The organism is Mycobacterium sp. NPDC050551 (genome assembly GCF_040674075.1).
Classification (GTDB): domain Bacteria; phylum Actinomycetota; class Actinomycetes; order Mycobacteriales; family Mycobacteriaceae; genus Mycobacterium.
The window spans coordinates 32,553-56,450 of the sequence record NZ_JBFARC010000006.1 but is presented as its reverse complement, the minus strand read 5'-3'; the positions used below and the strand labels follow the sequence as shown (position 1 = coordinate 56,450).

The 23,898-nt window shown below is 71.5% G+C and carries 23 protein-coding genes; 12 read left to right on the top strand and 11 right to left on the bottom strand.

Annotated features, from left to right (window positions below; genetic code table 11):
- Window position 1: 1 nt before the first annotated feature.
- Window positions 2-808: a YhjD/YihY/BrkB family envelope integrity protein gene (locus tag AB0K11_RS22455; RefSeq protein ID WP_364982077.1), complete on the bottom strand. Its 807-nt coding sequence runs from the start codon at window positions 806-808 to the stop codon at window positions 2-4.
- 24 nt (window positions 809-832) lie between these two features.
- Here AB0K11_RS22455 and AB0K11_RS22450 point away from each other — a divergent pair, with 24 nt between their 5' ends.
- Window positions 833-1,510 carry a CDP-alcohol phosphatidyltransferase family protein gene (locus tag AB0K11_RS22450; RefSeq protein WP_364982074.1) on the top strand — a complete coding sequence of 226 codons (678 nt, stop codon included), beginning with the start codon at window positions 833-835 and terminating at the stop codon, window positions 1,508-1,510.
- On the opposite strand, the gene crtI is transcribed toward AB0K11_RS22450, so the two are convergent.
- Both crtI and AB0K11_RS22440 read right to left on the bottom strand, forming a co-directional pair.
- Window positions 1,419-2,963, bottom strand: a complete 1,545-nt coding sequence (crtI, locus tag AB0K11_RS22445) for a phytoene desaturase family protein (RefSeq protein WP_364982071.1) — start codon at window positions 2,961-2,963, stop codon at window positions 1,419-1,421. The two genes, AB0K11_RS22450 and crtI, sit on opposite strands and share 92 nt — an antisense overlap.
- Window positions 2,960-4,078, bottom strand: coding sequence for a glycosyltransferase family 2 protein (locus AB0K11_RS22440; RefSeq protein ID WP_364982068.1), 1,119 nt, complete (start codon window positions 4,076-4,078; stop codon window positions 2,960-2,962). Before AB0K11_RS22440 ends, crtI begins: the two co-directional genes overlap by 4 nt.
- Before the next feature lie 40 nt (window positions 4,079-4,118).
- On the opposite strand from AB0K11_RS22440, the gene AB0K11_RS22435 reads away from it, so the two are divergent.
- Complete coding sequence (locus AB0K11_RS22435) at window positions 4,119-4,928, top strand: carotenoid biosynthesis protein (protein ID WP_364982065.1); 810 nt, start codon at window positions 4,119-4,121, stop codon at window positions 4,926-4,928.
- Here AB0K11_RS22435 and AB0K11_RS22430 read toward each other — a convergent pair.
- The 3 genes from AB0K11_RS22430 to AB0K11_RS22420 are packed head-to-tail and all read right to left on the bottom strand — an operon-like array spanning window position 4,909 to window position 7,857.
- Entirely contained in the window at window positions 4,909-6,366 is a 1,458-nt protein-coding gene (locus AB0K11_RS22430) for a phospholipase D-like domain-containing protein (protein WP_364982062.1), read from the bottom strand. The two genes, AB0K11_RS22435 and AB0K11_RS22430, sit on opposite strands and share 20 nt — an antisense overlap.
- Before the next feature lie 19 nt (window positions 6,367-6,385).
- Window positions 6,386-7,117 (bottom strand): CoA pyrophosphatase, encoded by a 732-nt coding sequence (locus tag AB0K11_RS22425; RefSeq protein WP_364982059.1) that lies wholly within the window; start codon window positions 7,115-7,117, stop codon window positions 6,386-6,388.
- 26 nt (window positions 7,118-7,143) lie between these two features.
- Window positions 7,144-7,857, bottom strand: coding sequence for a hypothetical protein (locus AB0K11_RS22420; protein ID WP_364982056.1), 714 nt, complete (start codon window positions 7,855-7,857; stop codon window positions 7,144-7,146).
- 68 nt (window positions 7,858-7,925) lie between these two features.
- Between AB0K11_RS22420 and AB0K11_RS22415 the strand changes: the two genes are divergently transcribed.
- Complete coding sequence (locus AB0K11_RS22415; protein ID WP_364982054.1) at window positions 7,926-10,463, top strand: DUF3516 domain-containing protein; 2,538 nt, start codon at window positions 7,926-7,928, stop codon at window positions 10,461-10,463.
- Here AB0K11_RS22415 and AB0K11_RS22410 read toward each other — a convergent pair.
- Complete coding sequence (locus AB0K11_RS22410) at window positions 10,460-11,722, bottom strand: HNH endonuclease signature motif containing protein (protein WP_364982051.1); 1,263 nt, start codon at window positions 11,720-11,722, stop codon at window positions 10,460-10,462. The genes AB0K11_RS22415 and AB0K11_RS22410 overlap by 4 nt on opposite strands.
- Window positions 11,723-11,875: 153 nt before the next feature.
- Here AB0K11_RS22410 and AB0K11_RS22405 point away from each other — a divergent pair, with 153 nt between their 5' ends.
- Window positions 11,876-12,055, top strand: a complete 180-nt coding sequence (locus AB0K11_RS22405; protein WP_364982048.1) for a hypothetical protein — start codon at window positions 11,876-11,878, stop codon at window positions 12,053-12,055.
- Window positions 12,056-12,059: 4 nt separating this feature from the next.
- Complete coding sequence (locus AB0K11_RS22400) at window positions 12,060-12,416, top strand: DUF1036 domain-containing protein (RefSeq protein WP_364982045.1); 357 nt, start codon at window positions 12,060-12,062, stop codon at window positions 12,414-12,416.
- A 20-nt stretch (window positions 12,417-12,436) separates the two neighbouring features.
- Here AB0K11_RS22400 and AB0K11_RS22395 read toward each other — a convergent pair whose 3' ends face one another.
- From AB0K11_RS22395 to AB0K11_RS22385, 3 genes are all read right to left on the bottom strand, one after another.
- Window positions 12,437-13,321 carry an RNA polymerase sigma-70 factor gene (locus AB0K11_RS22395; protein ID WP_364982042.1) on the bottom strand — a complete coding sequence of 295 codons (885 nt, stop codon included), beginning with the start codon at window positions 13,319-13,321 and terminating at the stop codon, window positions 12,437-12,439.
- The gene (locus AB0K11_RS22390) at window positions 13,318-14,508 is read right to left on the bottom strand and encodes an FAD-dependent oxidoreductase (RefSeq protein WP_364982039.1); all 1,191 of its coding nucleotides are present in this window, start codon (window positions 14,506-14,508) and stop codon (window positions 13,318-13,320) included. Before AB0K11_RS22390 ends, AB0K11_RS22395 begins: the two co-directional genes overlap by 4 nt.
- 110 nt (window positions 14,509-14,618) lie before the next feature.
- On the bottom strand, window positions 14,619-15,515 hold the full coding sequence (locus AB0K11_RS22385; protein WP_364982037.1) for a DUF1295 domain-containing protein: 897 nt from the start codon (window positions 15,513-15,515) through the stop codon (window positions 14,619-14,621).
- Between the two features lie 62 nt (window positions 15,516-15,577).
- On the opposite strand from AB0K11_RS22385, the gene AB0K11_RS22380 reads away from it, so the two are divergent.
- From AB0K11_RS22380 to AB0K11_RS22365, 4 genes are all read left to right on the top strand, one after another.
- Window positions 15,578-16,969: a DoxX family protein gene (locus AB0K11_RS22380; RefSeq protein WP_364982034.1), complete on the top strand. Its 1,392-nt coding sequence runs from the start codon at window positions 15,578-15,580 to the stop codon at window positions 16,967-16,969.
- Between the two features lie 104 nt (window positions 16,970-17,073).
- Window positions 17,074-17,340 carry a YdeI/OmpD-associated family protein gene (locus AB0K11_RS22375; RefSeq protein WP_364982031.1) on the top strand — a complete coding sequence of 89 codons (267 nt, stop codon included), beginning with the start codon at window positions 17,074-17,076 and terminating at the stop codon, window positions 17,338-17,340.
- 25 nt (window positions 17,341-17,365) lie between these two features.
- A complete protein-coding gene (locus AB0K11_RS22370; protein ID WP_364982028.1) occupies window positions 17,366-18,088 on the top strand; it encodes a cutinase family protein in 723 nt (240 codons plus the stop codon).
- 109 nt (window positions 18,089-18,197) lie between these two features.
- Window positions 18,198-18,950, top strand: a complete 753-nt coding sequence (locus AB0K11_RS22365) for a cutinase family protein (protein ID WP_364982025.1) — start codon at window positions 18,198-18,200, stop codon at window positions 18,948-18,950.
- 2 nt (window positions 18,951-18,952) lie between these two features.
- Here AB0K11_RS22365 and AB0K11_RS22360 read toward each other — a convergent pair whose 3' ends face one another.
- The gene (locus AB0K11_RS22360) at window positions 18,953-20,089 is read right to left on the bottom strand and encodes a 1,4-beta-xylanase (RefSeq protein ID WP_364983101.1); all 1,137 of its coding nucleotides are present in this window, start codon (window positions 20,087-20,089) and stop codon (window positions 18,953-18,955) included.
- 336 nt (window positions 20,090-20,425) lie between these two features.
- On the opposite strand from AB0K11_RS22360, the gene AB0K11_RS22355 reads away from it, so the two are divergent.
- The 3 genes from AB0K11_RS22355 (at window position 20,426) to AB0K11_RS22345 (ending at window position 23,889) form a co-directional block, all read left to right on the top strand.
- Window positions 20,426-20,818, top strand: a complete 393-nt coding sequence (locus AB0K11_RS22355) for a hypothetical protein (RefSeq protein ID WP_364982022.1) — start codon at window positions 20,426-20,428, stop codon at window positions 20,816-20,818.
- Between the two features lie 91 nt (window positions 20,819-20,909).
- Window positions 20,910-22,871 carry an NAD(P)/FAD-dependent oxidoreductase gene (locus AB0K11_RS22350; protein ID WP_364982019.1) on the top strand — a complete coding sequence of 654 codons (1,962 nt, stop codon included), beginning with the start codon at window positions 20,910-20,912 and terminating at the stop codon, window positions 22,869-22,871.
- Window positions 22,864-23,889: an alcohol dehydrogenase catalytic domain-containing protein gene (locus AB0K11_RS22345; RefSeq protein WP_364982016.1), complete on the top strand. Its 1,026-nt coding sequence runs from the start codon at window positions 22,864-22,866 to the stop codon at window positions 23,887-23,889. The genes AB0K11_RS22350 and AB0K11_RS22345 overlap by 8 nt, the downstream gene beginning before the upstream one ends.
- The last annotated feature ends 9 nt before the right edge of the window (window positions 23,890-23,898 follow it).

The window sequence follows — 23,898 nt, the reverse complement described above, 5'->3', positions numbered from 1 at the left end:
CTCACCGGGCGCGCAGCGTCTCGTCGAGCACCACCGTGGCCCGGAACCCGCACAGCACCAGGATGTGCACGAGGTAGAGCCACAGCGCGAGGGCGGAGACGGCGCCGACGATCGGCAGCCCGCCGAACGGCGCCGACCACTCGATCGGGATCGCCAGGAACAGCACGAATCCCTGCAGGAAGCCGGCCAGGATCGCCCCGGTGCTGAACGCGCCGATCAGCAACGCCCGCAGGCCGATCCGGCCGGGGCCGATCAGGCCGAACACCCCGACCAGCGCGGTCGACACCGTGACCCAGACGATGTGGAACGCGACCACCACACCCCACACCAGTGACCAGCCCTCGGCGGCGTAGAGCGGGCCGACGTAGCGGGCCGAGGCCAGCACGGCGAGCACCAGGAACGGCGCGACCGCCGCGACCGCGAGCAGGCCCGCCCGGCCGCGCCAGCCCGTCAGCGTGTCCCGTGCGGCCGACATCTGCACGAACGCCCGGCGCAGCCCCTCGCCGTAGAGGCTGGCGGGGAAGAGCACGACCAGCGCCTGCAGCCATGACATCGACAGCGCGACGGACGTCAGCGTGCGCAGCGCCTCCGGCGTCCCGTGCCCGCCGGGCAGCCCGCCGATCGCGTCCTCCATCGCGGCGGTGACGGTGTCGTGGCCGACGAGCCCGCCGACCGCCCACAGTGACGCCAGCGCCAGCGGGACGAGGCCGATCACCCCGAAGTAGGTGGCGCCGGCCGCCCACAGGGCGAGGTCGCTGCCCGGGAAGGTCTTGCGTACCCCCGACCCGAAGTCGCGCAGCCGGCTCATCGCGCGCCCTGGCAGGCTGGCGTCATGAGGCCGCAGGACCCCGCCGACGACGAGGGCTGGTCGGCACGCCACGACGGGGTGCGGCCGTCTCCGGTGGTGCGAGGCTGGTTGCGGATGGTCCGCGCGCTGGCCGCCGGTCCGGTGCTCCGCATCCCGCCCGACGTGCTGTCGGTGACCGGGGTGCTCGCGCTCGGCGCTGCGCTGGCGGCTGTCGCGGGCCCCGGCTGGCCCGCCGTGGCCGTGCCGCTGATCGCGGCCGCGGGGGTGCTCGACGGGCTCGACGGCGCGGTCGCGCTGCGCACCGGCCGGGCCCGCCCGCTCGGCGCGGTGGTCGACGCGATGGCCGACCGCCTCGGCGATCTGCTGCTCGGCGGCGTGCTGCTGGCGCTCGGCGCCCCGCCGGCGTGGGTGGCGGCGGCGCTGGCGCTGGTGTTCCTGCTCGAATACCTGCGGGCGCGCGCGCAGGCCGTCGGCATGCCCGGCGTCGGGACCGTCACCGTCGCCGAACGGCCGACCCGGCTGATCGTCGTCGGGCTGGCGGCGGCGGGCGCCGCCGCGTTCCCCGCAGGCGTACCGCCGCCCGGCTGGGGGTGGGGCCTGCTGATGGCCGTCACGTGGACCGCCGTCGGAGTGGTCGGGCTCGCCCAGTTGACGGTCGGGGTGCGGCGGTCGATGCCGCCGGAGTTCCCGCCCGCCCGATGAGGCCGGCGACGATCTCGGCCGACATCAGCACCAGGGGGATGCCGCCGCCGGGGTGCGCGGATCCGCCGACGAGGTAGAGCCCGGGCAGCGGGCCGCGGTTGGCCGGCCGCCGCAGCGCCGCCCGCGGGCCGTGCGACGCCGAGCCGTAGATCGCCCCACCCGGTGCGCCGGTGCGGCGCTCCAGATCGGCAGGCGTCGACGCCTCGACGAACCGGATGCGATCGCGCACGTCGGCGCCGCGATCGGCCAGCACGTCGAGCACGCGGTCGGCGTAGCGCTCGCGCAGGCCCGGCTCGTCCCAGTCGACGCCCCGGCCCGGGTCGTGGGCGGGCGCGTTGACCAGGACGAACCAGCCCTCCGACTCGTCGTCCGGGCGTAGCGCGGGGTCGTCGGGGGCGTGCACGTACACCGTGGGGTCGGTGACCGGTTGCGGCACGCGGCCGAAGATGGCGTCGAACTCCGCGTCGTAGTCGCGCGGGAAGTAGACCCGGTGCGCGGCTCCCGGCCGTCGGCCCGAAAGTCCGAGCAGCAGCACGAATCCGGCCATCGACCGGGTGTGCCGACGCACCCGCCGCCGCATGGCCGTGGCGGTGCCCGACGGCAGCAGACGGTCGTACAGCACCGTCGCGTCGGCGTTGCTCACCACGATGTCGGCGGCCACCTCGGCCCCTGCGGCCCGCACGCCGCGGACCCGGCCGCCGGACACCAGCACCTCGTCGACCGATGTCCCGGTGCGGATCTCGACGCCGAGGTCACCGCAGCGCTTCTCGACGGCGTCGACGATGCGGCGCAGCCCGCCGGGCACATACCAGGCGCCGAACTCCTGCTCTACGAACGCCGTCACCCCGAGCACCGCGGGCGTGCGGCGCGGGTCGGACCCGGAGTAGGTGGCATACCTGTTGAGCCACATCCGCATTCGCGGATCGGGCAGCATGCGGCGGCCGAGGCCGTCGATCGTCCACCACGGCGCCACCGCCCGTAGATCCGCCGGCCGTGCACTCATCCGGGCCAGCGCGGGCACCGAGATCGGCCGGCGCAGCACCGGCTCGCCGACCAGTTCCCACAGCCGCCGCGACCGCTCGTGCAGCCGCCGCCACGATTCCCCCGCACCCTGGCCGAGGGCGCGATCGAATGCGGCGGGCACGTCGGCCGCGGCGTGCGGCAGCGCAAGGGTGGTGCCGTCGGCGAACGTGTACGCGCATGCCGGGTCGACGCGGGTCAGCGGCAGGTCGGCCGGTCCGCCGGTGTCGGCGAACAGCTGCTCGAGCACGTCGGGCACGGTGAGCAGCGACGGGCCGGTGTCGAAGGTGAAGCCCTCGCGTGACACGACGCCGAGCTTGCCGCCGACGGTCGGGGCGCTCTCGAACACCGTGACGCGGTGCCCCGCCGCGGCGAGGCGGGCGGCGGCGGCCAGTCCGCCCAGACCGGCGCCGACGACGACGATGCGGCTCATACCGGTCGGCCCTTCCAGCTCAGCGATCCCGTCACCCGGCCGGCCCAGGACGACGCCAGCAATCCCAGCAGGGCGAGCACCGACAGCGGATGGGCGAATGCGTCCACCGGTCCACCGCCCCACCGCGCCGCCAGGGCGCGTCCGGCGACCGCGGCGCCGTAGCCGAGCGCCCCGGTGCGCGACCCGGTCAGCGCGGCGGCCGCGGGAAGGACGTACACCACGCTCAGGGCCGCCGCGACGGCGACGGCTCCCGCCGGTGACCCGAAGGCCGCCCACAGCGACTTGCGGTAGCCCTCGCGCAGTTCGCGTCCGGTGGCGTACATGTGGCAGGTGGCCAGCGCCGACCCGTCGGCGATGCCGGTCCGGCCGCCGGTGCAGCGCACCGCACGGGCCAGCCCGATGTCGTCGAGGACGGCGCCCGACACCGCCTGCCAGCCGCCCGCCCGGGTCAGCGCGGCGGCCTCGACCAGCAAGAACTGCCCGTTGGCCGCAGCCATCGACGGCCGCGCGGACCGCTCGGCGATCCGCAGCGGCAGGGTGGTCAGCCAGGACCACGCCAGCAGCGGCTGCACCAGCCGGCCCGCCACGCCCGCCGCGACCTGTCGCGGCCACGGGCTCACCAGGTCCAGCGGCCGCGGCCCCCGCAGCATCGCCACCGCGGCCGCGACGGCATGCGGGGCGAGCACCACGTCCGCGTCGACGTACACCAGGATCTCGCCGCGGGCCGCGGCCGCCAGTTGCGCGCACGCGTGCGGTTTACCCAGGAATCCGGGCGGCGGCGCCGCGCCGGTCAGCACCCGCAACCGCGGGTCGGACCCGGCCAGCCGCCGCGCCAGGTCGGCGGTGCCGTCGGTGGAGCCGTCGTCGAGCACCAGGATCTCGGCGTCGGCAAGGCGCCGCTGGGCGAGCAGCGAGCGGATCGTCGGCGCGATCCGGTGCGCCTCGTCGCGGGCCGGAACCAGCACCGACACCGGGGCGGACACCTCCGGCGGCACGTCCGGCGGGCGCCGCAGCAGCCGCCGGTTGACCAGCGCATGCGCGGTCCCCGCCGCGGCCAGCGCCGATCCGGCGGCGACGAGTGCCCGTAGAGTTTTGGGCGGGCGCGCAGCGGGCACCTGCAAACTCTACGGAACCGTCGACCAGCGGAGGTATTGCGTGGCGTTGGCCGGCCCCCTGCTCGGAGCGCGGGTGCGGATACCCGCAGACCGCCTGGTGTGGGCGCTCGTCGCCGCCGCTGTCCTCGTGCAGATCGCCTACCCGTTGACCCCCGAGATGTGGCGCACCGAGGTCACGGTCGGCAGTGTGATGGTCTTCTTCCTCGCTGCCGTCGCCGACGTCGCGCGGCTGCACGGCGCCGCCGGGGCTGCGTTGCTGATCGCGGTCGCGGGCGGTGGCGGGCTGCTGGCGGAGGCGGTCGGGGTGGCCACCGGCTGGCCGTTCGGGCCCTACGCCTACACCGGAACCCTCGGCGCCGAAATGCTCGGTGTGCCGCTGGTGGTGCCGATGGCCTGGGTGATGATGGCCTGGCCCGCGCTGGTGGTGGCACGGACGCTCGCGGTGCGCGGCCCGGCCGTCGTCGCAGTGGGTGCGGTGGCCCTGACGGTGTGGGATGTGTTCCTCGACCCGCAGATGGTCGACGCCGGCCACTGGACCTGGTTCCGCCCGGAGCCCGGGCTGCCGCTGGTCCCGGGCATACCGCTGACCAACTACGCGGGCTGGCTGCTGGTGTCGGCGCTGGTGGTGGCGGCACTGCACGCGCTGCTGCGCCGCGAGGAACGCCCCTCGGGCCCGGCGGCGGCGCTGTACCTGTGGGTGTACTTCTCCTCGGTGCTCGCGCACGCGGTGTTCTTCGGCCTGCCGGGCTCCGCGGTCACCGGAGGGCTGCTGATGGGGGCGGTGGCAGTGCCGTTCGCCGTCACCCTGGTGCGTAACCGGAACCGCGAGGTCACTCGCTCAACCCGGTGAAGAACCGCTGCACGCTGCGGGTCAGCGAGTCCGGCACGCGGTCGGGATCCATCAGGTCGTTCTCGGCGAGCGGCCCCGCCTCCTTGGCCACCGTCTCCTCGGTGAACACCCGCAGCGTCCTGCCGTGCCCGCGCAGCTCCTCGACCGCCTGCAGGAACGATCCGCGGCGGGTCAGCGTCCGTTCGAACTCGCCGGCCGACACCCCGAGGTGCTCGCTGATCAGCCGGTGCCGCACCGCGACGATGGTCGCGCGGACGTCGTCCTGATCGCTGCCGTCGGCCGCCTCTGCGCCGGCCTCGATGGCCACGTCGCACTCGCTGTCGAATCCCATCGACCGGTTGTTGAGATTCGACGACCCGACGCGCAGCAGCCGGTCGTCGATCACCATCACCTTCGCGTGCACGTACACCGGGGCGCCGCCGTCGGTCACCGGCCAGTACACGCCGAACCGGCCGTACTCGTCGGCCGACCAGAGCACGTGCAGCAGCCGCTGCCTGGCGCTGTCCATCGACGTCTGCTCCAGCCGGCTCTCCGAGTGCCTGGGCATCACGACGACGACGTCCGGACCGTCGGCCTCGCGCAACCGGGCGGCGAGCGCCTCGACGAGTGTCCGGGAGGCGAGGTACTGGTTCTCCAGATAGATGGTGTCCCGGGCCCCCCCGATCGCCTCCAGGTTCAGCGCCTCCACCTCGCGCACCTCGGTCTGGTTCTCCAGCGCGGGCAGCGTGCGGGCGATCCCGACGTCGACATCGGTCAGGGTGGGATCGAGGCTGCGCGGCCACGTCCTGTGCGCGGCGTGCACGGGTTCCAGGCGCCGTCCGGTGGCCGCGCGCCAGCGGTCGCGGGCCAGCTCGCCGAGCGCCTGCGCGGCGTCGCCGTCGACAGCGACGGCGACCTCGTGGCGAGGGCCGTAGGTGCGGCCCGCCGCGCGGCGGAACCGGCTGTTGTGCTCGTGATCCGGGGTGTCCCAGCGGTCGAGGGTGAAGTCGATGCCGCCGCAGAAGGCGATCGCGTCGTCGATGACGAGGATCTTCTGGTGATGGACCGAACCGGTGGGGTGGGCACCGTCGATGGCGAACTGCAGCCGCTCGTTGCTGAACCAGTTCTTCACCACCACCGGGGTCATGCCCTGCCAGATGCCTTGCAGCGCAGGGAACATGTTGAGGTTCGACTTGAGCACGTGGACCTCGAGCTCGGGCCTGCGCCGGGAGATCCACCGCAGGAAGGCGCCGAGTTCGTTCGGCCCGGCGATCCGTTTGCCGCCACGCTCGAAGGTCATCCTGGTGTCGAAGTCCCAGCCGATCAACACGATTTGGTGCCGCGCGCGCAGCATCGCCGTCTTCGCGTGGTGGAAGTAGTCGGCGGCGTCGACGATGCAGGCGAACCGCTGCGCGCGCTCCACCCGCCAGCACGTCTCACCGGGAACGAGCACCGACATGGGGCTGTGTCTACCCGCTCTACGTCCAGGCGAACACCGGTTGCTCCAGTTCGTCGACCGGATCGTGGCGGCCTTCGAGGCCGAGCCACCGCAGTTGCAGCAGCACCGCACCGGTCGGGGCGTGGATCAGGTCGTTGCCCAACGGGATCTGCACGACGGGCCGCGGGCTCTCCGGGATGGTGATGAACCGCGGCGAGTCGGCGCGCTGCAGCTGGTGCAGGCCCACCCGGTACACCGCGACCACCTCGTCGGGGGCGGGTCGGGGGTCGAGCCGGCCGCCGCCCCAGACCACCACCGGGGTGATGACGTAACCGGACCGCGTCGGGTAGTCGTCGAGCAGGCCCAGCACGTTCTGCTCGGGCAGCGCGACGCCGACCTCTTCGTCGAGTTCGCGCAGCGCCGCCTCGACCACCGTCTCGCCCGGGTCCAGCCGGCCGCCGGGCAACGCCCACTGCGCGGCGTGGGTGTTGAGCCGGGATGCTCTGCGGCACAACAGAAACGCCGCACCGCCCGAAACGTCGACCATGCGGCCGTCGAGGCCGGCCTCGGGCATCGGCCGCCCGGCGATCCAGTCGTCCACCGGCGCCGGGTCCACCCGGTCCTCGCCGAGGTCGGAGTCGACGAGCACCACGGCGACGGCGGCGTGCCGCTTGGTCGGGTCGGTCACGGTGCGCCGGTCATGCCCGGCCAGGTGCGTGGTGATGCGGCTCCGCAACGCCTCGTCGTAGCTGATCTGGCTGGGGATCGTCACCGCTCGACCATAGGCGAGGGCGAGTATCAGCCCGTCGTGACCGCGAACGGCAGCCGCGCGTCACCGATCTGGATCAGTGATCCGTCGGCGGTGACCGCAGTCGCGGAGATCCCGCCCTCGCCGTCGGTCATGGACGCGTCGAGGGCGATCCGGTACCGCAGCGTGACGGCCCTGCCCTTCGGGAAGGCCCCGAGGTCGGCGAACTGCCCGAGGTGGTCCATGCCGAGGCCCGCCGCCGGGTTCTGCACCGGCACCCAGGTACCGGCCGCCGCGTCGTAGCGCTCGACGGTTCCCTTCGCGATGCCCGGGACCGGCGCGCAGCTGCAGTTGTCCAGCACCAGCCCGATACCGACCGACGGGTAGTCGACCGGGGTGTCGTTGCACAGCGTCACCTCGACGTCGGTCGGCGGGGCGCCGGGTGTGACGGTGCCGGAGGCGAGGCCGCTCATCGCGACCGAGAGGCGGTACTCCTCCGGGACGAATCCGTAGGGCTCGTCGTGGGGCACCGGCCAGTTCTGCGGGCTGACGGCGCAGTCCCCGGCCGGCTGCGCCGTCGGCTCGGCTGGCGGCGTGACGGTCTGTGTGACGGTCGGCGCGGTGCTCGTCGGCGCGGCGACCGTGGTGGTGACGGTGACCGTGCCCGGCGCCGTCGGCGGCGTCTCCGTCGAGCATGCGGGCGTCATCGCCAGTGCGGCGAGTGTCGCGGCGAACCCGACGAACCGCGCGTGTGTGCGTGTCATGCCGCCAAGTGCACACCCGCGGCTCCGGTTACCGATCCCAAATGCGTGTCGGGCACGCTGGTGGGGCCATGTCACCCACGCCCCTGCTCGACGACCCCGACGACCTGTCGGCGCTGCGCGCGATGGGCGACGACGCCGACGGCCTCTTCGCGTCGTTCGCCGCGTGGGCCGAGGCGAACGGCACCGCGCTGTACCCCGCGCAGGAGGAGGCGCTGATCGAACTGGTCAGCGGGGCCAACGTGGTGCTGGCGACGCCGACCGGTTCGGGCAAGTCACTGGTGGCCACCGGCGCTCAGTACGCGGCGCTGGCCGCGGGACGGCGCACCTACTACACCGCGCCGATCAAGGCACTGGTCAGCGAGAAGTTCTTCGCGCTGTGCGGGGTGTTCGGCGCGGTGAACGTCGGGATGCTGACCGGCGACGCGGCGGTCAACGCGGACGCGCCGATCATCGCGTGCACGGCCGAGGTGCTGGCCAACATCGCGCTGCGGGAAGGGCCGGACGCTGCGATCGGCCTGGTGGTGATGGACGAGTTCCACTTCTACGGCGATCCCGACCGGGGCTGGGCCTGGCAGGTGCCGCTGCTCGAGTTGCCGCGCGCCCAGTTCCTCTTGATGTCCGCGACGCTCGGCGACGTCACGTTCCTGCGCGACGACCTCACCCGCCGGACCGGGCGGCCGACGGCGCTGGTGGCCCACGCCGAGCGACCGGTCCCGCTGTTCTACTCCTACGCCACCACCCCGATGCACGAGACCATCGGCGATCTGCTCGACACTCGGCAGGCGCCGATCTACGTCGTGCACTTCACCCAGGCCTCCGCGCTGGAACGGGCGCAGGCGCTGATGAGCGTCAACGTCAGCACCAAGGAAGAGAAGGCGGCGATCCGCGACCTGATCGGCGCCTTCCGGTTCTCCTCGGCGTTCGGCGCCACGCTGTCGCGGCTGGTGCGGCACGGCATCGGGGTGCACCACGCCGGGATGCTGCCCAAGTACCGGCGGCTGGTCGAGCAGCTCGCGCAGGCCGGGCTGCTGAAGGTGATCTGCGGCACCGACACGCTCGGCGTCGGCATCAACGTGCCGATCCGCACCGTCGTGTTCTCGGCGCTGTCGAAGTACGACGGTGTGCGGACCCGACTGCTCAATGCGCGCGAGTTCCACCAGATCGCCGGGCGGGCGGGCCGCGCCGGCTACGACACCGCGGGCACCGTCGTCGTGCAGGCCCCCGAGCACGAGGTGGAGAACCTCAAACAGTTCGCCAAGGTCGCCGACGACCCGAAGAAGCGCCGTAAGTTGGTGCGCCGCAAGGTGCCCGAGGGCATGGTGCCGTGGAGCGAGAAGACCATGACGCGGCTGGTCGAGGCGGTGCCCGAGCAGCTGACGAGCAACATGCGGGTGTCGACGGCGATGATCCTCGACGTGGTCGACCGTCCCGGCGACCCGTTCGCCGCCATGCGGCGGTTGCTCACCGACAACCACGAGCCGCGCAAACGCCAGCTCCAGCTCATCCGGGAGGCGGTCGGCATCGCCCGCTCGCTGCTGCAGGCCGGCGTCGTCGAACGCCTCGAGGTCCCCGAGCCCGACGGGCGGCGCTACCGGTTGACCGTCGACCTGCCCCGCGACTTCGCGCTGTACCAGCCGCTGTCGACGTTTGCCCTCGCCGCGATCGACGTGCTGGACACGGAATCGGAAACCTATGCGCGCGATGTCGTCTCGGTGATCGAGGCGACGCTGGAGGACCCGCGCCAGATCCTGGCCGCTCAGCTGAACAAGGCCAGGGGTGAGGCGGTGGCCGCGATGAAGGCCGAGGGCATCGAGTACGACGAGCGGATCGAACTGCTCGACGACGTCACCTACCCGCGGCCGCTGGAGGACCTGCTCCAGCACACCTACGAGGTGTACCTGCAGACGAATCCGTGGGCGGCGGACTCACCGCTGTCACCGAAGTCCGTCGTGCGGGAGATGTGGGAGCGGGGGCTGACCTTCCGCGAATACGTCGGCACCTACAAGCTCACCCGGTCCGAGGGTGCGGTGCTGCGCTACCTGTCCGACGCCGTCAAGGCGCTGCGGTCCGGGGTGCCTGCCGCCGCGCGCACCGAGGAGGTCACCGACATCGTCGAGTGGCTCGCCGAACTGGTGCGCCAGGTGGACTCCAGCCTGCTCGACGAGTGGGAACAGCTCACCAGTCCCGACCAGCCGCTGGACCAGCCGGTGGCGGTGCCCGTCCGGCCGCGGCCGCTGACCGGCAACGAGCGGGCGTTCACCGCGATGGTCCGCAACGCGCTGTTCCGCCGGGTGGAGCTGTTCGCCCGGCGCCGCTGGAATGAGCTGGGCGAGTTGGACTCCGGCTCCGGGTGGCACGCAGAACGCTGGGCCGACGCCGGGCGGGAGTACTTCGCCGAGCACGCCGACGTGGGCATCGGCGCCGACGCCCGCGGCCCGGCGCTACTGATCATCGACCGGCAGCCGGGCGTGTGGCGGGTGCGGCAGATCCTCGACGACCCGGCGGGCGACCGCGACTGGGGCATCGACGTCGAGGTCGACCTCGAGGCGTCCGACGAGGAGGGCGTCCCGGTGATCCGGCTGGTGGATGCCGGCCGGATGGACTAGGCGGCTGCCGGTGGTGGCTGTGGTTCGAATGGTGAGTACCACCACCAGTCGGCGCGTTCGCCGGTGGGCCCGGGACAGGGAGGTACACCGGGTGGCGGTTTCGTCGGTGGTCGGGCCAGCGATGCCGAACTCAATTGCCCTCCGTCCCTGTCGGTCACGACGAGGTGCTGCGCGGGTCCGGTGATGGTGATGCCGCCTTTGTGGTGCATCCGGTGGTGATACGGACACACCAGGACCAGGTTGTCCAGTTCAGTGAGACCACCGTCCTCCCAGTGCCGGATGTGATGGGCGTGCAATCCGCGGGTGGCTCCGCATCCCGGCACCACGCAGCACCGGTCACGGTGCTCCAGTGCCCGGCGCAGCCGGCGGCTGATCTGGCGGGTGTCGCGCCCGGAGCCGATGGGTTGCCCGTGGCGTTCCAACCACACCTCGAACGTGGCGTCGCACAACAGGAAGCGGCGATCAGCATCAGTGAGCACCGGACCCAGATGCAAAGAAGCCACCTGTTCCTTGACGTCCACATGGGCGATCACGGTGGTGCGCTGCCCGTGCGGGCGCCGCGCCACCTCGGTGTCCCAACCGGCCTCGACCACGCTCAGGAACGCATCGACCGTCGTAGGCATCGGCGGAACCTGCTCCGACGCGCCAGCGCCCTCGCCGTCGCCGTGGTCGCGTTTCCAGTCGGCGACCATCCCGTCCAGATGTGACTGCACGGCGGCGTCCAGCTTCGCCGCCTCCAGATGCGACAGCCAGATCCGGTAGCAGGTGCCCTTGTCGTCGGTGGTCTTGCTGAACGACGGGGCGGGTTCAGGCTTGGGATCGGGTTTCGGTTCCGGTGGGGGTTCGAGCTTGATCGCGGTGCGCAACTGGTTCACCGTCGCTGCGGTGACCAACTGAGCGTAGTGCGCATCCGAGCCCGGCCCGGCCTTCTCGGCAATCACCCCGACCTGATCCAGTGACACCCCACCCTCGCGCAAGAGTTGGGTGCAGCGCGGCAATTCCTCCCACCGCTGCGCGACGGCGGTGACGATTTCAGCGTTCCTCGGTGACGAGCCGGTCTTCCACGCCACCATCGCCGCCACCGACCGCGCGCCCGCCATGCCCCACAATCCGCCGCGGTCGATCTCGGCGACGATCTCCACCAGCCGCCCGTCGATCGCGTTGCGTTGACCGCACAACTCGGCGATCTCGTCGAACAGCTCCGCCAGCCGGTCCTTCGGCCTCACCGAAGGAGCGAAAGACGTTGCGCTCGAGGACATGAACCCATCATCGCAGAAGGGTCCGACACGTCTCGGATCGCGGCATGCGCTCGACAACTCGGGTAGTCGACTACCCGAGTGGGCCCCGCCCATAGTGCGCACACTCGACGTGCGGCCCGGCACCAGCCGTGCCGACACAACAGGGGGAACAGAATGACGAACGACCGAGGAAAACAATTGGCGCCGACGGAGGCTTTCGCCGCCGACGACGAATCCGACTCAAATTACGAGACATCCGAAGACCAGCAGCCGTCGGGTCGCCGGGACCGTCAGCGCGATCTCGCCGGTGACGTCGCCGTGACCGAAGACGTCATCGACGAGCAGAGGGGCTGAGACCATGTATCTGGCATTCCGGAACAACTACGGCCGCACGGTCTCGGTGGCGGTCATGAAACGCGATCAGGACGCCTGCGGCCAGTACGGCGGCTGGGCGACCAAGGGGTGGTGGGTGCTCGCCCCCGGCGAGACGAAGTCGGCCATCTACACGACGAACAGGTACGCGTACTACTACGCACTGGCCACCGACGGTGCCTGGTGGGGAGACCCCAACGGTCCGACGATGTACGTCAATCCGTATGACAGGTTCGAATCCTGTTACCAGATCGGCACATCCACCTGGGATGTGGTGAGCACGAGACGCGCCGACCTGGGAACCAACCTGGCGAGTACTCACACGGTCAACCTGAATCCGTGACGCCGGCGGCGGCGCGCACCTCACCGGCTGATGGTGCGCGCCGTCGTGACCGTCGAGAGCTTGTCCGGGTTGGCGATCGCGTAGAGGTGGGTGATCCTGCCGTCGACGATCTCGACGGCCAGCACGGCTTCCAGACGGTCGCCACGGTAGACGGCGACGGCCGGTGCGCCGTTGGCCGTGACCACCGCGGTCCGCAGCGTCGCCAGCCCCCGGCGGAAGGGGCCGACGATCAGCGGGATCAACCGGTCGACGCCGGTGATCGGCCGTCTGGCCGCGCCGACCCTGCCGCCACCGTCGGCGGTCCAGGTGACGTCGGGTGCCAGCAGCCTCATCAGCTCGTCCACGTCACCGGTGGTGGCCGCGGCGAGGAACTGCTCGGTGATCCGGGTGGTCTGCTCGGGGTCGACGGGATCGAACCGCTTGCGGCGCGCCCGCACGTGTTCGCGTGCCCGGTGCGCCATCTGGCGTACCGCGACCGCGGATTTGCCTACGGCCTCGGCGATCTCGCCGTACTCGAAGTCGAACACCTCGCGCAACACGAACACTGCCCGCTCGTCGGGGCCGAGCGTCTCGAGCAGCACCAGCATGGCCATCGACACCGATTCGGCGAGCACCACGTCGGTCGACGCATCGCGGTCGTCGAGCAGCAGCGGCTCGGGCAACCACGGGCCGACGTAGTCCTCGCGACGGCGGGCACCGGACCGCAGCGCCTTGAGCGCCTGGCGGGTGACCAGTTGCGCCAGATACGCTTTCGTGTCCCTGACCGTCGCGAGGTCGACGTCGGCCCAGCGCAGGTAACTGTCCTGCAGCACGTCGTCCGCCTCGGTCGCCGAGCCGAGCATCTGGTAGGCGATGGTGAACAGCAGCGGCCGCAGCAGGCTGAACCGCTCGGCGTGCTCGTTCACGACGGCACCACCTGCACAGGCGGATCCGCAAGTTCGGGCCGCGTCGCGGCCTTCGGCCAGACCGTCGAGCCGGGCTTGCGTGCTTCGCGGCGCAGGCCCCACAGCGTGCCCCTGGTGACCGCCTCCTTGACCGCCCCCGCGACACGGCTGCCCATCCCGCCGCCGAGGTGGATGTTGCGTGGCGTGTCGTCGCGGCGGGTGGGCTGGAACACCGCGCCCCGCCGGCCCAGCCCGACGTTGGTCACCGTCCACATCAGGCTCAGCGTCGCCGGCCGGTCGCCCGCGACGCGGCTGAGCACGGTGTCGGCGGCGGTGGCCGCCGTCGGGCCCGCGGCGTAGCAGCTCATCCGCAGCGGCCGTCCCGACGGTGCGGCCGCGTCCCCGGCCGCCAGCACGCGATCGTCGTCCACGCTGGTCAGTGTCTCGTCGGTGAGCAGCCGGCCGAGGGTGTCGGTGCGCAATCCGCTGCGCGCGGCCAGGTCAGGCACTCCGAAGCCGGCCGTCCACACGGTGACCGCGCTCGGGTGCACAGAGCCGTCGGCGAGGACGACGGCGTCGGGCCGAACCTCGGCGACGACGGCCGACTCGATTACGCGCACGTTGTTGGCGGCGAACCACTCAGCCACCGAGCGCCGGGCTGGTGCGGCGAACGACGGCGCCAGCCGCCCGCCGCCGACCAGTGTGACGGCGTGTCCGCTCTCGGCGAGCTCGGCGGCGGTCTCGATCCCGGTCAACCCCGCGCCGACGACGGTGACCGGGGCGTTCGGCTCAACGGCGTCGAGGGCGGCCCGCAGTCGCGCGGCATGCTCGAATTCTGCGACGGCGTAGGCATGTTCGGCCGCTCCCGGCACGGAAGGCGGCAGCGCGGCGGTGCTGCCGACGGCGTAGATGACGTAGTCGTAGGGCAGCGCACCGCCCGATGCCAGTCGCACCACGCGGCCGGCGGTGTCGATGCGGGTGGCGCTGTCGACGACCAGCCTCACCCTGTCGCCGAGCAGCGTGCCGTAGTCGGCGGTCGCGTCACCGGTGCGGGCCGCGAACTGGTGCAGCCGCAGCCGCTGGACGAACTGCGGGCGGGCATTGACGAGGGTGATGTCCAGGTCGGGATTCTGCTGAAGACGGTTGGCGGCAAGGGTGCCTGCGTAGCCACCGCCGATGACGACGACGTGGATGCGGTTCTCGGTCATCTCGGTCTCCTGTTCCTCCGGGGGTTTGTCCTCGAGATCCCGGCGGACGCCCGTTCGTGACAGGCCGGAGAGAATTGTGACCTACACCACATCACCACATGGCGTCGCGGTCAGGTGCGGGATCGCTCACGCGGCGGGCGCGGGACGAACCGGGAGACCCGCTCGACGACGCTGGCGTAGTCGGGCCGGCGCGCCAGGCTGCGCTCCTCCATCATCGGGATGCTGGCGCCGAGGAACATCGCCAGAATCGCCGCGGCGCCGATGATCTGCCACCACCAGTCACCGGGGGCGGCGGCGATGCCGAACAGCGCGAGGGACACCCAGAAGGCGAACTCGCCGAGGTAGTTCGGGTGCCGCGACCAGCTCCACAGCCCGCGGTCCATCACCTCGCCGGGCCGCCGGGCCGCGACGAACCGGTGCATCTGGGCATCGGCGGCGTACTCGAGCGCCACCGCCGCGAGGCCCACGACGAACGCCGCCCACGCCAGCCAGGTCAGCCCCGGCCCCGGCCGGGTCACCGCGACATAGACCGGGACCATGCCGAGGAACACCTGGATCGTGGGGATCAGGTGGATGGCGAACAGGTCGGCCGCCCACTCCCACCGCCCCGCGCGCTCCTTGAACATCGGGTAGCGCCAATCCTCGTGGTGCAGACCGGGAAACGCGTAGACCCAGTTGCCGGTCAGCCGTATCGCCCAGACCACCACCACAGCCGCCACCAGGCAGCACCGCAGCGTGTCCGGCGCGGGCGCCTCGATCCACCAGTACGCGAGCAGCAGCGGCGGGATCACACTCCAGAAGGCGTCGTAGAAGCTGGAGTTCCGGTACACCCGGCTGAATCCGAAGATCACCAGGGTGGCGAGCACGTCGGCGATGAGGGCGTCCAGCCAGAGCCGGCCGGTGCCGGGACCCCACAGCAGGTAGGTCACCGCGACGGCGACGGCCACCACGTAGGCGACCGCGACGATCGCCAGCGACCGCCCTCTGGAGTACCGGGCTGACGTCACTGTCGACCTCCGTCGGCAAGAAAGTGTTCGCGGATCCCGCGCGCAGCCCTGACTATAGGTTCATGATCGCCACCGAGGCCGCGGACCGTCCCGGCGGCGAGGTCGACGCAGCCCACGTCGCCGATCCCGGTGCGCCGGGGCCGCCGTGGAGCCTGCCGACCCTGCTCGCCTTCCGCTTCGGCAGCTGCTATTTCGGGGCGTTCGGCCTTGCGCTCGGCATCGGGCTGGTGCCGGTGGTGCTCGCGGGCATCGGTATCGACGGTCCCTGGTCGGCGATGCGCGCAGCGCTCATGGTGATGGGCCCGCCGATCGAGTGGACCGGCACCCACCTGCTCGGCCTGCGTGTGCAGGGCACGCAGGTCGGCAGTGACAGCGCATTCCAGTGGTCGGCGATCGTCCTGATCGCCGCACTCGCGGCGCTGGCGACGGCGGTGTGGTCGGTGCTCGACCGGCGCCGCGGGCGCTACGACCGGCTGCAGGCGTGGGTGTGGACGGTGCTGCGGCTCATGCTCGCCGCGGCGATGTTCTATTTCGGGATGGCGAAGCTGATCCCGACGCAGATGCCGTTCGTGCTGAACCGCCTGGTCGAGCCCTACGGGAACTTCAGTCCGACGGGCGCACTGTGGGCGCAGGTCGGCATCTCGCAGCCGTACCAGATGATGCTCGGCGCGGCCGAGGTGCTCGGTGGGCTGCTCCTGCTGCTGCCGCGGACGGCCGCTGCCGGCGCGCTGGTGTGCGCGTTCGACCTCACCCAGGTGTTCATCCTGAACATGACCTACGACATCCGGCTGAAGTCGGTGTCGTCGCAGTTGCTGCTGCTGAGCCTGTTCCTGCTCGCTCCCCATGCGCGCCGGTTGTTCGCGGCGCTGTTCACCGACCGGGCGGTCGCGGCCGCCGAGTCCACGCACCTGTTCGCTGGCCGGCGGGCGAACCGGACGGCGCTGGTGGCGCAGGTGCTGATCGGGGTGATGCTGCTGGCCGCGTTCGGCGGGCAGGGCTGGCGGCAGTTCACCCGGCCGACGCCCAACCTCTACGGCATCTGGCAGGTCGACGGGTTCTCCGCCGAGGGCTACCGACGCGACCCGCTGCTGACCGACGAACTGCGCTGGCGGCGGGTCATCTTCGACCGGCCGTTCCTGATGTCGGATCCGGTGATGGTGACCGTGCAGCACATGGACGACTCGTTCGAGGTGTTCGGCGGGACCATCGACGCGCGCACCCACTTCATCGATCTGACCAACCGGATCGAACTGGGGTCCTACGAGGAGACACCGGCGACGATCCGGCTCACGTACTGGTGGCCCGATGCGGGCAGCACCGACAGGATCGTGATCGACGGCGAGGACTTCGCCGGTCACCGCATCCACGCGTGGTTCACCCGGATGGACCCGGCGACGTTCCCACTCGTCGACCGGGGCTTCAACTGGGTTCAGGAGCAGCCCTACAACCGCTGACAATTCGCTGCCGGAATCGGGAATAAATTGACCGGCCGTAACGTGCTGTCGCGGTGGTCTTCCCACGTCATGACGAGGGGCGCGGACGGGGTTACGCTGGTTCGGTGAGCAGCCAGCGGGTGCCCGGCGGGGTGGTGCACAAGCTGCCCGCGGACCTGCGCGAGGCATTGGTCGACGACGCCACCGCCCTCGCCGCGTGGAAGGACATCACGCCGCTGGCGCGCAACGAGTTCATCTGCTGGGTGGAGGACGCCAAGCAGAAGGCGACCCGGGAACGCCGCATCCGGCGCACCCGTGAGGAACTGGAGGAGGGCCAGCGCCGGCCCTGCTGTTGGCCGGGGTGCAAACACCGTGAGCGCACCGGCAGTTAGTCAACTTCGAGATCAGGCGGTCGGGATGAAAAAAGTTGGTCGTTGGTTCGCTGCCCTGGTGCCCGCCGTGACGGCGGTCGCGGGTTCGGTCGTCGTCGCCGCCCCGGCGGCTGCGGCGCCGTGTCCGAACGTGGAGGTGGTCTTCGCGCGAGGCACCTTCGAGCCGGCAGGCGTGGGCGGCGTCGGGCAGGCGTTCGTCGACGCGCTACGGGCGAAGACGCCGGGGAAGTCGGTCGAGGTCTACCCGGTGAACTACCCCGCCTCGCTGGACTTCGCCACGGCTGCGGACGGGGTGATCGATGCCAGCAACCGGGTCCGCGCCACCGCGGCGAACTGCCCGGACACCGAGATCGTGCTCGGCGGTTACTCCCAGGGCGCCGCGGTGGCCGCCTACATCACCGAGGACGCCGTTCCCGAGGGCTACACACCGCCGCCTGGAATGACCGGGCCGATGGGGCGGGAAGTGGCCGATCGCGTCGCCGCGGTGACGCTGTTCGGTAAACCCTCGAGCGGCTTCCTGCAGATGATCTACACCGGCGCCCCGCCGATCAATGTCGGCTCGGAGTACGTGTCGAAGACCCTCGACCTGTGCGTCGTCGACGATCCCGTCTGCTCGCCGGGCGGCGGGAACAACGGCGCCCACGGCGCGTACGTGGTGAACGGCATGGTCAACGAGGCCGCCGACTTCGTGGTGGGCAAGCTGCCCGGCGGCGAGTCCGAACCCGTCGAAGCGGTCGCGCAGGGCTGACCTTTTCCTGCTAGCCGGTACGCGTCACGGATGCCAGCGGCGATGTGCTGAATCTCCGCGCGGGGGACTCTTGTGCCGACCACGAGAGCCCCTGCCGGAAGGAACGGCCATGACCACCAGCGCCGCATCGAAAGCCACCGCCGTACCGCCGCTGTTCCGCAGACTCGCCGTCGGCGTCGCGGTGTTCGCCGCCGTGCTCGGACCGCAGGCGGCCGGGGTGGCCACCGCCGCGCCGTCGTGCCCCGATGTCGAGGCAGTGTTCGCCCGCGGGACGTTCGAGGCGCCCGGTGTCGGGGCGACGGGCCAGGCGTTCGTCGATGCGCTCGACGCCCGCCTGCCCGGCCGCAGCGTCGAGGCCTACGGCGTCGACTACCCCGCGTCACTGGACTTCCAGGCGGCCGTCAACGGTGTCGCCGACACCGCAGCCAAGGTCGAGGCGATCGCGGCGTCCTGTCCGAACACCAGGATCGTTCTCGGCGGCTACTCCCAGGGCGCAGCGGTCGCCGCCTACACGACCTCGGACAGCGTGCCCGCGGGCGTGGTCCTGCCGTCCGGTCTCAGTGGACCGCTGCCGGCCTCGGTCGCTCCCCATGTCGCGGCGGTGGTGCTGTTCGGTCTGCCCGACAGCTGGTTCGCGGGCCTCGTCGACCACAGCGCACCACCGATCGCGATCGGCCGGGCGTATGAGCCGAAGACGCTGCAGTTGTGTGCCGCCGGTGATCCGGTCTGCGCCCCGGGCGGACTGGACAGGGCCGCGCACAGCTCCTACAAGTCCAACGGGATGACCGAACAGGCCGCCGACTTCGCGGTGAACGCACTGAACCTGCCCGCCCCGCAGGGCGACCCCGCCACGGTGCAGTGACCTCAGGTGGGCCGCGGCCGGCCGGTCAGCGCTCGGATCGTGCGGATCTCGTCGTGCCGGTAGGGCCGGCCCGCGGGGTGTAGCAGGTCGTGGAACCACACCGGCGGGTCGGCCGGATACGGGCGCTCCCAGGAGTCCCAGGGGTAGATCGTCTGGCTCCGCCCGGCCACCAGACCCCAGTTGTACGCGCCGACGTTGTGCCGCTTGGCGATCGGCAGGACGCCTTCGACGGTGCTGCCCATCGAACGGGCCAGGTACTCGGTGCACAGCATCGGTCGCCCGAGCGGGGCCAGTTCGCCGATCCGGCCCTCGAATCCGGCCGGATGGTCGTAGCTGTGGAAGCTGATGACGTCGGAGTTGTCGAGCTGGATGGCGGCGATCGGGCTGCGGCGCAGCGGGTCCCGCCACTCGCCCTGCCAGACACCACTCGTCAGCGGCTGATCCGGGTCCACCGAACGCGCCCAACCGAACACCTGCGGGAGCAGCCCCGCGACGAGGTCGAGCTTGTCGCGGCGTTCCACCTGGTGGTACTGCGGGGCGAGGTTGTCCGGCTCGTTCCACAGATCCCAGCCGAGCACCCTGGCGTCGTTGCGGTAGCGGGTCAGCACCGCCACGACGTAGTCGCGCATCACCCGCCGATAGCCGGGGTCGCCGAGACGCTCGGCACCGGGGCTCTGCACCCAGCCTGAGTTGTGCACGCCCGGCCGTGGCCCGCGCTGGCGGCCGAGCACGGGAAAGGGGTCCCAGCAGGAGTCGAAGAGGACGAACAGCGGCTTGATGCGGTGGCGCGCCGCGATCGTCACGAAGTGCGACAGCCGGCGCTGGAATCCCGCCTTGTCCTGAGCCCACAACTGATCGTGCAAAAACACCCGCGCGGTGTTGAATCCGATCAGCCGGGCTGCGCGCAGTTCGGCGTCGATGCGCCGCGGGTCGAAGGTGCCCGCACCGAACATCTCCAGCTGGTTGATCGCGTTCGAGGTGACGTAATTGGCGCCGACAAGCCACCCCTGCGCGCGATACCAGCGGTGCGCTCGCTCGGCGGGCCACCGGCCGGCCTCGGCGCCCGCCCGCGGGGGCTGGGTGAGCATCGCGGCCGCTGCCAGCAGCGGAGGCAGCGCGAGCGCGGTCCGCCGGTGTATCCGGGGTGCGCGCAGGTCTGCGGTGAGGTGCTCTCGGGGGCCTGTCACTGGTCCTAAAGGGTCGGTGTGGCCGCCGTCACACGAGCTGGCCCCCGCACAGCTGGACGACGGATTACGTTGGTGCACTGCGTCTTTGCGCTACACCACTGATGCATCGTTGCACCGGAAGGCGCCGTTACACCCCGCGCCAGGCCAACACGCTACGGCAACGCCGCGGCGTCGGCATCAGCGCTGGACAGGCCGCCGGATGGGGCGAAGTTGGGATCGGTAGGCAGCCGATCGGCGTGTAATGGGGGCACTCGCCTGCCACCAGGTGGCACGCCGAAAGGAGCTGTCATGAATCGCAACGTCGTCGCGGGATTCGCCGCTGCGGCAGCCGTCACCGGCGGTCTCACCTTCGCCATGGTGGGCCCGGCGGCGAACACGGCGTCGGCGGCGCCATTCTGCTCGCCGTCGAACGCCAACACGCCGCCATGTGCGCCGCCCGAAGGCCCGCCGATGCAATGCAACGCCCAGGGCACCTGCAGCCAGCTGTGGTGCCCCGGTTCAGGGATGGAACCCATCCCGGACTGGGACATGAACGTGTGCCACAGCTTCTACTTCGACCCCGCGGCGCCGTTGACGGAGCCGGTCATGATCCCCGGCCAGCCGCCCGGCCCGCCGGCACCGCCGCGGCCGCCGTGCATCCCGTTCATCAACTGCCTGCCCGGGTTGACGCACCCGATCTAGGCGATTGCGTCTCAACCGGTCCCCGGCCAGCCCCGCCCCGTTACGATACGGCGCGTAGCGTATTTATCGCCGATGCACCGGGAAGGAACCCATGCGGAGTCGGTATGCCGGCACCCCGTTCACCACCTCCACCGAGGACATCGCCGCGGCACTGGTCGACGTCAGTGTCCCCACGCTGCTGCTCAGCCTGGTGCACATCACCGGTGACACCCGCTACCTCGACGAGTTCGCCCAGGCCGGGTTGTTCCTCAACGAGATCCAGGGCTTCATGTCCGAGGAGGACAGGGCCAGGGCCAGGGCGGTGGCACTCGACGTGATCACCGACTACCGCGACCGCGGTTGCCCGGAGCCGGCGCCGCTGGACCCGGCCGTGATCAGGCGGATGATGGACTGGGCCGCCTGCGAGCCGGTGGGTGAGGAGTACCTGCCGCTGATGTCCGAGGAACTCGACCTCGACGGCACCGATCCGCGCCGCCCGCAGCCGCTCGATTCCGTCGCCGCGTCCGACCTCCCGGTGCTGGTGATCGGGTGCGGGGAGTCGGGGCTGCTGGCGGCGATCCGACTGAAGCAGGCGGGCCTGCCGTTCACGGTGGTCGAGAAGAACGCCGGACCCGGCGGTACGTGGTGGGAGAACACCTATCCGGGCGCCCGGGTGGACGTGGCGAACCACTTCTACTGCTACAGCTTCGAGCCGAGCAACGCGTGGAGCCACTACTTCGCCGAACAGCCAGAACTGCGGCGGTACTTCGCCGACGTTGCGGCCCGGCACGGCATCGCCGAGCAGGTGCGCTGGCGGACCGAGGTGGTCAAGGCGGCATGGGACGACGACGGCGGCGTCTGGCAGGTGACGCTGCGCGGTGCGGACGGCACCACCTCGACGGTGGCGGCGCGCGCCGTCATCAGCGCCGTCGGCCAGCTCAACCGGCCGCACGTCCCCGACATCCCCGGCGCGGCGGACTTCACCGGCCCGGCCTTCCACTCCGCCTGCTGGGATCACGGCGTCGACGTGGCCGGCCGCCGGGTGGCGCTGATCGGCGCGGGCGCCAGCGGTTTCCAGATCGCACCGGCGATCGCCGATGACGTCGCGCACCTGACGGTGTTCCAGCGCACCGCACAGTGGATGTTCCCCAACCCGATGTACCACGACCGCGTCGGCGACGGCACCCGGTGGGCCATGGAGCACCTGCCCTTCTACAGCCGCTGGTACCGCTTCCTGGTGTTGTGGCCCGGCGCCGACAAGGGCCTCGACGCGGCGCGCGTCGATCCCGGCTACACGCCGCAGGAACACGCGGTGAGCGAGATCAACGCCATGGCGCGGCTGATGTTCACCGACTGGATCACCACCCAGGTCGACGGCGACACCGCGCTGCTGGAGAAGGTGCTGCCCGACTACCCGGCGACCGGCAAGCGGACGCTGCAGGACAACGGCAGCTGGATCCGGACGCTGCGCCGCGACAACGTCGACCTGGTCCGCACACCCATCGAACGCATCACCGCCACCGGTGTCGTCACCGCGGACGGGCACGAGCACCCGGCCGACGTGATCGTCTACGCCACCGGCTTCCGCGCCACCGAGGTGCTGTGGCCGATCACCGTCACCGGCCGCGACGGAGCGGACCTGCGCGAGGTGTGGGGTGAGCGGCCCTACGCGTACCGCGGGATCACCGTGCCCGGCTTCCCGAACTTCTTCCTCACCTACGGCCCCGGCACGCACCTGGCCCACGGCGGCAGCCTGATCCTCAACTCGGAACTGCAGATGCGCTACATCGGGCAGTGCCTGGCCAGGCTGGCCGACGGGCTGCACTCGATGGAGCCGACGCCGGAGGCCACCGAGGAATGGCGGCGCCGCTCGCAGGAGGCGATCCGGCAGACGGTGTGGGCGCATCCCTCGATCGCCCACTCGTACTTCAAGAACTCGTTCGGCGAGATCCACACGGTCAGCCCGTGGAAGCTCTACGAGTACCACGCCGCGGTCCGGGAGCCGATCTGGGACGACTTCGTGCTGCGGTCGGCCCCGGTGACGGCGGGTTCGGAGGTGGCGCGGCATGCGTAGCGTGCTGATCGACGGACCGGCGGCGATCCGGGTGGACCACCTGCCCGACCCGGTCCTGCCGGAGCCCGACGGCGCCGTCGTCGCGGTGAGCGCGTCCGGGATCTGCGGATCCGACCTGCACTTCTACGAGGGCGACTACCCGATGTTCGAGCCGGTGGCGCTCGGCCACGAGGCCGTCGGCACCGTCGTCGACGTCGGACCCGACGTCCGGACCGTCCGGGTGGGCGACCGGGTGCTGGTCTCCTCGGTGGCCGGCTGCGGTCACTGCGGGGGCTGCGCGACACTCGACCCGATTCGCTGTCACTCCGGCCCGCAGATCTTCGGCACCGGCGTGCTCGGTGGCGCGCAGTCCGAGCTGCTGGCCGTCCCGGCCGCGGACTTCCAGCTGCTCGCCGTCCCCGACGGCATCGACGACGAGCAGGCCCTGCTGCTCACCGACAACCTGGCGACCGGTTGGGCCGCGGCGCAGCGCGCCGACTTCCCGGCAGGCGGCAGCGTCGTCGTCATCGGCCTCGGCGCCGTCGGGCTCTGTGCCGTGCGCAGCGCGCTCTTCCAGGGCGCCGCGACGGTCCTTGCGGTTGATCCGGTGCCTCAGCGCCGTGACCGCGCGGCGGCCATGGGGGCGACGCCGGTGGCGCCGTCGGCGACCACCGCGGCGATGGAGCACTCCGGCGGCCGCGGCGTCGACGCGGTGATCGACGCGGTCGGCAACGACATCACGATCGCCGACGCGCTGACCGCGGTCCGCGCGGGCGGCACCGTGTCGGTGGTCGGCGTGCACGATCTGCAGCCGTTCCCGTTCCCCGCGACGATGGCCCTGCTGCGCAGCGTCACGCTGCGGATGACCACCGCGCCGGTGCAGCAGACCTGGCCGCAGCTGATCCCGCTGCTGCAGGCAGGCCGGCTGGAGGTGGACGGGATCTTCACCACCGAACTGCCGCTGGACTCCGCACCGGAGGGTTACCGCGCCGTGGCCGCCCGGACCGGTGACGTCGTCAAGGTACTGCTGCGGACGTGAGCTGCGCGC

Bases quoted from the DNA above. Each gene is read 5' to 3' on its own strand.
- AB0K11_RS22405 (WP_364982048.1), top strand. From the start codon at position 11,876: ATGACGAACGACCGAGGAAAACAATTGGCGCCGACGGAGGCTTTCGCC.
- AB0K11_RS22410 (WP_364982051.1), bottom strand. From the start codon at position 11,722: ATGTCCTCGAGCGCAACGTCTTTCGCTCCTTCGGTGAGGCCGAAGGAC.
- crtI (WP_364982071.1), bottom strand. From the start codon at position 2,963: ATGAGCCGCATCGTCGTCGTCGGCGCCGGTCTGGGCGGACTGGCCGCC.
- AB0K11_RS22455 (WP_364982077.1), bottom strand. From the start codon at position 808: ATGAGCCGGCTGCGCGACTTCGGGTCGGGGGTACGCAAGACCTTCCCG.
- AB0K11_RS22350 (WP_364982019.1), top strand. From the start codon at position 20,910: ATGCGGAGTCGGTATGCCGGCACCCCGTTCACCACCTCCACCGAGGAC.
- AB0K11_RS22355 (WP_364982022.1), top strand. From the start codon at position 20,426: ATGAATCGCAACGTCGTCGCGGGATTCGCCGCTGCGGCAGCCGTCACC.
- AB0K11_RS22370 (WP_364982028.1), top strand. From the start codon at position 17,366: ATGAAAAAAGTTGGTCGTTGGTTCGCTGCCCTGGTGCCCGCCGTGACG.
- AB0K11_RS22390 (WP_364982039.1), bottom strand. From the start codon at position 14,508: ATGACCGAGAACCGCATCCACGTCGTCGTCATCGGCGGTGGCTACGCA.
- AB0K11_RS22380 (WP_364982034.1), top strand. From the start codon at position 15,578: ATGATCGCCACCGAGGCCGCGGACCGTCCCGGCGGCGAGGTCGACGCA.
- AB0K11_RS22365 (WP_364982025.1), top strand. From the start codon at position 18,198: ATGACCACCAGCGCCGCATCGAAAGCCACCGCCGTACCGCCGCTGTTC.
- AB0K11_RS22400 (WP_364982045.1), top strand. From the start codon at position 12,060: ATGTATCTGGCATTCCGGAACAACTACGGCCGCACGGTCTCGGTGGCG.
- AB0K11_RS22430 (WP_364982062.1), bottom strand. From the start codon at position 6,366: ATGTCGGTGCTCGTTCCCGGTGAGACGTGCTGGCGGGTGGAGCGCGCG.
- AB0K11_RS22450 (WP_364982074.1), top strand. From the start codon at position 833: ATGAGGCCGCAGGACCCCGCCGACGACGAGGGCTGGTCGGCACGCCAC.
- AB0K11_RS22415 (WP_364982054.1), top strand. From the start codon at position 7,926: ATGTCACCCACGCCCCTGCTCGACGACCCCGACGACCTGTCGGCGCTG.
- AB0K11_RS22420 (WP_364982056.1), bottom strand. From the start codon at position 7,857: ATGACACGCACACACGCGCGGTTCGTCGGGTTCGCCGCGACACTCGCC.
- AB0K11_RS22345 (WP_364982016.1), top strand. From the start codon at position 22,864: ATGCGTAGCGTGCTGATCGACGGACCGGCGGCGATCCGGGTGGACCAC.